Origin of the sequence: Psychrobacter sp. CAL346-MNA-CIBAN-0220 (genome assembly GCF_040309805.1) — a bacterium.
GTDB lineage: Bacteria > Pseudomonadota > Gammaproteobacteria > Pseudomonadales > Moraxellaceae > Psychrobacter.
The window spans coordinates 1-6,880 of sequence record NZ_JBEOPF010000011.1; the positions used below are offsets into that span (position 1 = coordinate 1).

General features: G+C 42.5%; 9 protein-coding genes. 8 read left to right on the forward strand and 1 reads right to left on the reverse strand.

The features are described 5' to 3' along the window. The 7 genes from AAEY88_RS12340 to AAEY88_RS15845 form a co-directional block, all read left to right on the forward strand. Positions 1-237 (forward strand): tetratricopeptide repeat protein (locus AAEY88_RS12340; protein WP_350562845.1); only part of this gene is annotated, 237 nt, incomplete at its 5' end. 197 nt (positions 238-434) lie between these two features. Continuing rightward, positions 435-1,031, forward strand: a complete 597-nt coding sequence (locus AAEY88_RS12345; RefSeq protein WP_350562847.1) for a tetratricopeptide repeat protein — start codon at positions 435-437, stop codon at positions 1,029-1,031. A gap of 211 nt (positions 1,032-1,242) precedes the next feature. Next, positions 1,243-2,181: a replication initiation protein gene (locus tag AAEY88_RS12350; protein WP_350562857.1), complete on the forward strand. Its 939-nt coding sequence runs from the start codon at positions 1,243-1,245 to the stop codon at positions 2,179-2,181. Between the two features lie 178 nt (positions 2,182-2,359). Beyond that, positions 2,360-3,274 (forward strand): hypothetical protein, encoded by a 915-nt coding sequence (locus tag AAEY88_RS12355; protein WP_350562849.1) that lies wholly within the window; start codon positions 2,360-2,362, stop codon positions 3,272-3,274. A 216-nt stretch (positions 3,275-3,490) separates the two neighbouring features. Next, a complete protein-coding gene (locus AAEY88_RS12360; RefSeq protein ID WP_350562851.1) occupies positions 3,491-3,823 on the forward strand; it encodes a plasmid mobilization protein in 333 nt (110 codons plus the stop codon). Between the two features lie 695 nt (positions 3,824-4,518). After that, positions 4,519-5,058 carry an MbeB family mobilization protein gene (locus tag AAEY88_RS12370; RefSeq protein WP_350562859.1) on the forward strand — a complete coding sequence of 180 codons (540 nt, stop codon included), beginning with the start codon at positions 4,519-4,521 and terminating at the stop codon, positions 5,056-5,058. Between the two features lie 3 nt (positions 5,059-5,061). After that, on the forward strand, positions 5,062-5,625 hold the full coding sequence (locus AAEY88_RS15845) for a hypothetical protein (protein ID WP_407074462.1): 564 nt from the start codon (positions 5,062-5,064) through the stop codon (positions 5,623-5,625). A 138-nt stretch (positions 5,626-5,763) separates the two neighbouring features. On the opposite strand, the gene AAEY88_RS12375 is transcribed toward AAEY88_RS15845, so the two are convergent. Continuing rightward, positions 5,764-5,961, reverse strand: a complete 198-nt coding sequence (locus tag AAEY88_RS12375) for a hypothetical protein (RefSeq protein WP_350562853.1) — start codon at positions 5,959-5,961, stop codon at positions 5,764-5,766. 95 nt (positions 5,962-6,056) lie between these two features. On the opposite strand from AAEY88_RS12375, the gene AAEY88_RS12380 reads away from it, so the two are divergent. Beyond that, positions 6,057-6,880, forward strand: an 824-nt coding sequence (locus AAEY88_RS12380; protein WP_350562855.1) for a tetratricopeptide repeat protein, incomplete at its 3' end; no start/stop codon positions are given.

A 6,880-nucleotide genomic window follows, 5' to 3' on the forward strand; every position in this document is an offset into this window, starting at 1 on the left:
AATCTTGGCTTGATGTACTTTCAAGGATTAGGCGTTCGTCAGGAGTATGCTAAGGCGGTTGAGTGGTTTGAAAAAGCTGGCAATCAAGGTAATGTTGAAGCTCAATACAACCTTGGAGTGATGTACGCTAATGGTATAGGTGTGCATCAGGATGAGAATCTGGCAGTAGAGTTATTTCAAAATGCTTGTGATAAAGGTTTACAAAAGGGATGTGATGGTTATCGACTATTAAATTAAACAATAGTGTGATCTATTTTCCATCTGAAATGGGTAGTAGATAATCCCCAAAACCACCCATTGTTCCCATAAAGATAGATTATGGTAAATGGTTTTCACCCAAGAAAGTCATCGGTCCGAACGCTCTAAAATAGTTCTGCTATCATGGTAATAACGCACAAATGTATATCCCGAAAATCTATCTATAGAGATCTGCTATGACCCTTCTGAACACCGCCTTAATTCGTAAAACAACCCTGCTTTTAGTCGCTGCGATGCTGTCTGTTTCAGCGATGGCTGTTGATTTTAATCAAGTTCAACGAGAGGCTAATCAAGGAGTTATTGAAGCCCAAGCTGCTCTTGGATCAATGTACTTCCTAGGCCAAGGCGTACGTCAGGATTATTCCAAGGCTGCTCCGTGGCTTGAAAAAGCTGCTAGCCAAGGTGTTGTTGAGGCTCAATATCTGCTTGGAACAATGTACGCCGAAGGCGAAGGCGTACGTCAAGATTATGCAAAGGCAGCAGAGTGGTATGAAAAAGCTGCTAATCAAGGCGAAGATGCTGCTCAATATCTCCTTGGTCAGCTGTATAACAACGGCTTAGGTGTACGTCAAAATTATGCAACTGCAAAAAAATGGCACGAAAAAGCTGCAAGCCAAGGCAATGCTCGTTCTCAGGCTAGACTTGGTGCAATGTATTATGAAGGCAGAGGGGTGCGTCAGGATTATGTTGTCGCTAAGGAATGGTTTGGTAAATCTTGTGATAATGGCGATCAAAAAGGTTGTGATTTATACAAATATTTAAATCAAAGATAGAGTTCTGAGCCTTAAATAGCATGGTTTTTCGAAGAAGTTGCTAATTGACGAAACAAGAGTGAGAGCGTAAACTCAAATGCTAGAAACGACTAACCCCTAGTGCTACCAACACTAGGGGTTAGGTGAATTTTAATCTGTGTCAGCAGATATAAAACCCATCTTTCGATACGGATATTTTATATCAGCAGGCGCACCAACACAAGTGTGCGTGATGTTAATACTACCGGAAATATACGAAACACTCCCCCATAAGCCCTATTGCACCGATGATTTAGGTAATCTTGTCATTCGTCCTAGGCAAACTGCCGTCAAAATGCGGTACATCCAGCACAACCCCCCTTGCATGACCCACTTTATTTGCTTAGACATTGATCATGAGCATGGTGCAATGCGTTGGGCAGAGGAATACTTGCCACCGCCACGATGGACAAGCCAAAACCCCTCAAACGGACACGCTCATATTGTTTATGAGCTAAAAACGCCTGTTTGTACCAGTGAGCATGGCAGCCGTAAAGCCTTAGACTATCTCGCTAAGATACAAGCAGGACTGGTCAGAGAGACAAGAGCAGACGTTGGTTATACCAACTTCATCACCAAAAACCCCATGCACGAGCATTGGCGTACCGAAGTATGGACAAAAGAAGCTTATGAGCTAAATTATCTAGCTGAGTTTGTTGATCTTAGACCTTTAACGAACACAGAGAAAGAATACGGACTTGGTAGGAACTGCACTCTGTTCGATACCGTTCGCCATTGGGCGTATTCTGCCATTAGAGAGCATCGAGGGAAGACTTGGGAGCAATGGTATAACTCAGTGCTTAAACATGCTCAAAGCGTAAATATGATGTTTTCAGAGCCATTACCGTACTCAGAAATCAAGGCTACTGCCAAAAGCATCGCTAAATTTTGCTGGAAGCGTGATGGGTATCACTACAATGAGTTTATCTATCGCCAAGCACTCAAAGGCAGCAAGGGTGGCAAAGCTAGTAATTCGCCAAATGGAGGCATCGCAAGGTCAGCAAAATTTAGCGATAAGAGGACTAAGGCAACTAATCTTAAAGATTTAAACTTCACTACGAAAGAAATAGCATTAGAGCTAGGCGTATCAGATCGGACAATACGAAATTGGCTAAGAAAAACCAGTATTTAGGGCGGAAAGTGCAAGCCTAAGTCAGATAACAGCCTTTTCTGAATGTTTGCTAGGATTCCGTGGTATGGAAGTTTATTAGTTTGGCAGTCTTTTGCGCTTAGGCTATTGAGCTGCCATGTTTTCTTACTTTTGTTTCCTAAGCATTGGTGCCTCATTACTTTAAACATAAGGATTTACTTTGGAACTAAAGTTAGATATTAAATCGAATGCTCTTGATAGTTTTAATGAGGCTCTAGCAAAATTTGAAAGTGGGCAGCAAGCTAACCCTATTGCTCTTAAATTTTCGATACTTCATCTATCTCATTGTATTGAGCTTGTCTTAAAGATGTATGTTCAGACATTGGATGAGAATTTAGTCTATAGCAAGTGCTATAGGAAACTTGTTAGCAAAGCTAAAGAGGACAACGTTGATTTGCTAACTGCGCATGCATCACTTGCAGCAAGCGGGTTTGATTTTTCGACATTGTTGGTGGGTCAGACAACTCCTCATACTATTACTGTCGAGCAAGCACTTTCAATCGTTGCTAATGAGACATGCAGCTCTACTGGGAACAAGTTTGTAGATCAAGAGTTTATTACTGATATTACTGACATGAAAGATTTACGGAATTCAATAGAGCACTATGAATTCGAATTTACTGTGAAAGAAGTTAGGTTGTGCATTGGTAGGTTAGTTAGAGGCTTAGATGAATTTACAGATATATTTTCATTGTTTAGTCTTGAAAATGAAGTTGGTAAAGATAGATTTTCAGTTTTTTCAGTTTTAGTTGATGAGTATGAGCATGCCCTTTCTGAAGCACATCATGATGTAATAGATGCCAAAAATGCATTATTTCGAGGTACGCGACCTAAACATACAACATTTATTGAATGGAACGTTTACTACTGTGAGAGTTGTCATCATGACACGCTCATACTTAATAAGGACTCGCTAACAGGGTATAGATGTACTTATTGCGGGAATGAAGAATCCGGAGAGATAGAGGTGGATTGTGATGTTTGTGGTCTACCTTGGGCAAATAGTGAACTGAGTTACTGGGGTGACGAGGTAGGTAATGTATGCCCTCGATGTGTTGACCCTGAAGCATATTAAATTTTTTTTAGCTGATATAAGATATCCTCTGTATTCAATATTTATTTTGAATACAGAGGATATCTATTAATTTATAATTAGCCAGCATATACCGTGGGTACAATATCCACTACGTTACTATTGACCCAAGGCACACTGGTAAGGGGAAACCCCTTAACCCCAACCCCTCACAAAAAGCCGTGAGGGGTAAAAAACAACCGCTAAAGCGAGGCGAACATGGCAAGGACAAAGTGGCTAAAAATCAGAGTTTCTGACACTGAAATATTGAACATCAAAAAGCGTGCAGGTCAGCACGACATGTCTAACTACGTTCGCAGATTGGTACTCGATCAGCCGGTAGCCGCGCCTGAACCTAAGCACAAAAAAATCGTACACAGTGCCGACCCCGAATTGGTACGAGCCATTAATCGCATTGGTATCAACATCAACCAAATCGCCAAGCAGACCAACACAGGGCAAGAAGTCGGTAACGCCGTATTAATGGCCTTACTCAACTTGCAAACCACGCTAGACAAAGCACTAGCATCGAGCATGCCCGATGATCGTTAAATTCTTCACTCGTGGCACTGGTGGCAGCAAGGGCGTGTTTGATTACTTGCTCAAAGACAAAGAGCAGCCAGACGGTAAACGGATTGATGCCGAGGTACTCAGGGGCGACATAAACAATCAAGCTTTGCTCATTGATAGCCTCGACTTCAAGCAAAAATACACCAGTGGTTGCTTATCGTTCACCGAGACAGCCAATGAGGTCACTACAGAACAAAAAAACGCCTTGATGGACGGCTTCGAGCAGACCATTCGAGCAGGGTTAGACGTTGATAGAGTTGCCGTTTCGTGGGTTGAGCATCGAGACAAAGGCAGGTTAGAGCTGAACTTTGTTTTTGCTAACGTGGACTTAGAACACGGCAGAGCATTTCAGCCCTATGTTCATAGCGTTGATAAGCGCAGAGTGAACGCATGGAAAGAAATGCAAAACATCGAGCATGGTTTTACCGACCCCAGTGATCCAGCCAACAAGCGACTAATGGCGCAGCGTGACAACTTACCAAGAGAGATCAAAGACGCAAGACAAGCCATTACTGACGGTCTACAAGCATTGGTGATTGAAGGCGTGATCACCAATCGTGCTGATGTGATCCAAGCATTGACTAGCAGTGGCTTTGAGATAGCAAGAGAGACGGACAAAGCGATCTCTATTAAGAACCCAGCAGGGAAACGAAATATCAGGCTGACAGGCGGATTATATGAGCGAGATTTTAACTTTAGCAGCGAAATTCAAAACACAGTCACAGCAGCAAGCGAAGACTATCGAGCAAGAAGTACAGAACGCTACGACGCAGCTAAACAGCTTTATGACAGCGAAGTTGCAAGAAAGCGAGACTATCATCAAGCAAGGCATGGAAAGCCTAGACACGAGCAACGAGCAGTTGTTAAAAACGTTAGCCACGCATCAAACCGATATGTCTACAGCCCTCGAAAATTATATGAGCAACGTCCAAGCCCATACCACCCAGCATTTAGAGCAGTTCGCAGAAGACATAGAGAAAACGATAGAGGCTTATACTCAGCACATCTCGCAACTGATAACGCAGAGAGAAGACCGGATAGCGAAAGTCATCAAATCAGAAATGAAAAAATGGGTGATAGTCACCAGTATCGTCGCAATCACGGTAATGGTGTTCGGCATGCTCATAGGGGCAGCATTGGTCAACAAATTCTCAAAACCAACCTATATCAATCAGCCGCCGCAGACACAGCAGCCCATCGACTACAGTCAGAGGTAAGTTATGGACAAGAGACTACTAGAGAAAGTGCAGCAAGCACTACAAGCACAGCAGGACACGATCAAACGCCAACAGCAGATGCTAGACGACCAAGAGCGATACACACAGCAGCAGATACGCAAGAAAGACCAGGATATAGCCGAATTGACAGCCTCATTGAACAAATTGGCAAGAACGAAGACGCAAGAGCTGGAACGCTTGCCGATATTGTTCAAGGAGTTGCAAACTTCAATGACAGAACAAACAAGCGTGTTCATTGGTTGGGTACAGCATCGGAAAAATCACGCAACAATGCAATCAACGTTGATAAGCGAGTTATTGGCGTTAGGAAACGTTCAGATGCAGCTCGTGGAGCAGTTGAAGACGTATCAGAGCACGATAACACCGCCCGATTATCTAAAGAGCGATACGACGCAATTAGAGAGCGATACAGTGAAGTTAGAGGACGGATTGAGCGAATTAGTGAACGCACAGATCAAAATAGAGCAGTCACAGACGAAAATAACAGGCTCACAGACAGAAATACAGGCGGAATTGAAGGAATTAAACAGGTTGCTGAGCAAGTGAGAGAAGCAATAAAAGCGAAAGAGCAAGAACTAGAGCGTGCTAAAGCACCCACAAGGTCACGATCTCCAAGTATGGGTTGGTAGTTAAGGCAGGAAGGAAGAAAAATTAAGTTTCAGGATTTTAATAATATAGGGTTGTTTATCTAGCTAATAGCGAAAATAAAACGGCCAATATAGCTTGGCCTACGAATTGCAATATACCCCAAACTATTAAAAATCCTAATATGCCAATAAAGCTATGTGGCTCAACAACACTGAAGGCCATTGTTCCAGTAATAAAAAAGAAAGCGATATATACTAGAAAAATCCCACAGCCCAATAGCCCGTTATCTTGCATATAGATATACCTTTTAGTTTTAGTAATACTTTATATGCTAATGTTTACATAGCAGTAACATATTAGCAAAAAATATAAAAAGAGATACTAAATATATGATTTTTACTAAACGTAAGTCAGTAGTGATGATTCTTCCTATTGTTTTTTCCTCTCTTGTTTTTACAGGCTGTCAGAAAACGCAAGATGAAGGCAGTCAGGAGTCTACTGAAACAGTGGAAGTATATAAGCAAAACAGACTACCTAACGAGCTACCTGACGAACTACAAGAATTAATTGATCAAGGCGATGCTCAAGCTCAGACTGACCTTGGGTCGATGTACTATCAAGGAACTGGCGTATCTCAGGATTATGCTAAGGCGGTTGAGTGGTTTGAAAAATCTGCCAATCAAGGACACAGCTCAGCTCAAAACAATCTTGGTTTGATGTACTACCAAGGAACAGGTGTCCGTCAGGATTATGTTAAAGCAGTGGATCTGTATGAAAAAGCTGCCAATCAAGGTGCTGCTGAAGCTCAAACCAACCTCGGAGTGATGTATGAGAATGGTCATGGCGTCCGTCAGGATTATGTTAAAGCAGTGGATCTGTATGAAAAAGCTGCCAATCAAGGTGCTGCTGAAGCTCAGACTAATCTTGGCTGGATGTACTATCAAGGAACAGGCGTTCGTCAGGACTATGCTAAGGCAGCCGAGTTATATGGAAAAGCTGCCAACCAAGGGTTTGCTAAAGCTCAATACAATCTTGGCTTGATGTACTTTCAAGGATTAGGCGTTCGTCAGGAGTATGCTAAGGCGGTTGAGTGGTTTGAAAAAGCTGCCAATCAAGGTGCTGCTAAAGCTCAGACTAATCTTGGCTTGATGTACTTTCAAGGATTAGGCGTTCGTCAGGAGTATGCTAAGGCGGTTGAGTGGTTTGAAAAAGC

What these genes read in the sequence shown, in the direction of transcription:
- AAEY88_RS12345 (WP_350562847.1), top strand. Translation starts at nt 435, where the DNA reads ATGACCCTTCTGAACACCGCCTTAATTCGTAAAACAACCCTGCTTTTA.
- AAEY88_RS12350 (WP_350562857.1), top strand. Translation starts at nt 1,243, where the DNA reads ATGTTAATACTACCGGAAATATACGAAACACTCCCCCATAAGCCCTAT.
- AAEY88_RS12360 (WP_350562851.1), top strand. Translation starts at nt 3,491, where the DNA reads ATGGCAAGGACAAAGTGGCTAAAAATCAGAGTTTCTGACACTGAAATA.
- AAEY88_RS12370 (WP_350562859.1), top strand. Translation starts at nt 4,519, where the DNA reads ATGAGCGAGATTTTAACTTTAGCAGCGAAATTCAAAACACAGTCACAG.
- AAEY88_RS15845 (WP_407074462.1), top strand. Translation starts at nt 5,062, where the DNA reads ATGGACAAGAGACTACTAGAGAAAGTGCAGCAAGCACTACAAGCACAG.
- AAEY88_RS12375 (WP_350562853.1), bottom strand. Translation starts at nt 5,961, where the DNA reads ATGCAAGATAACGGGCTATTGGGCTGTGGGATTTTTCTAGTATATATC.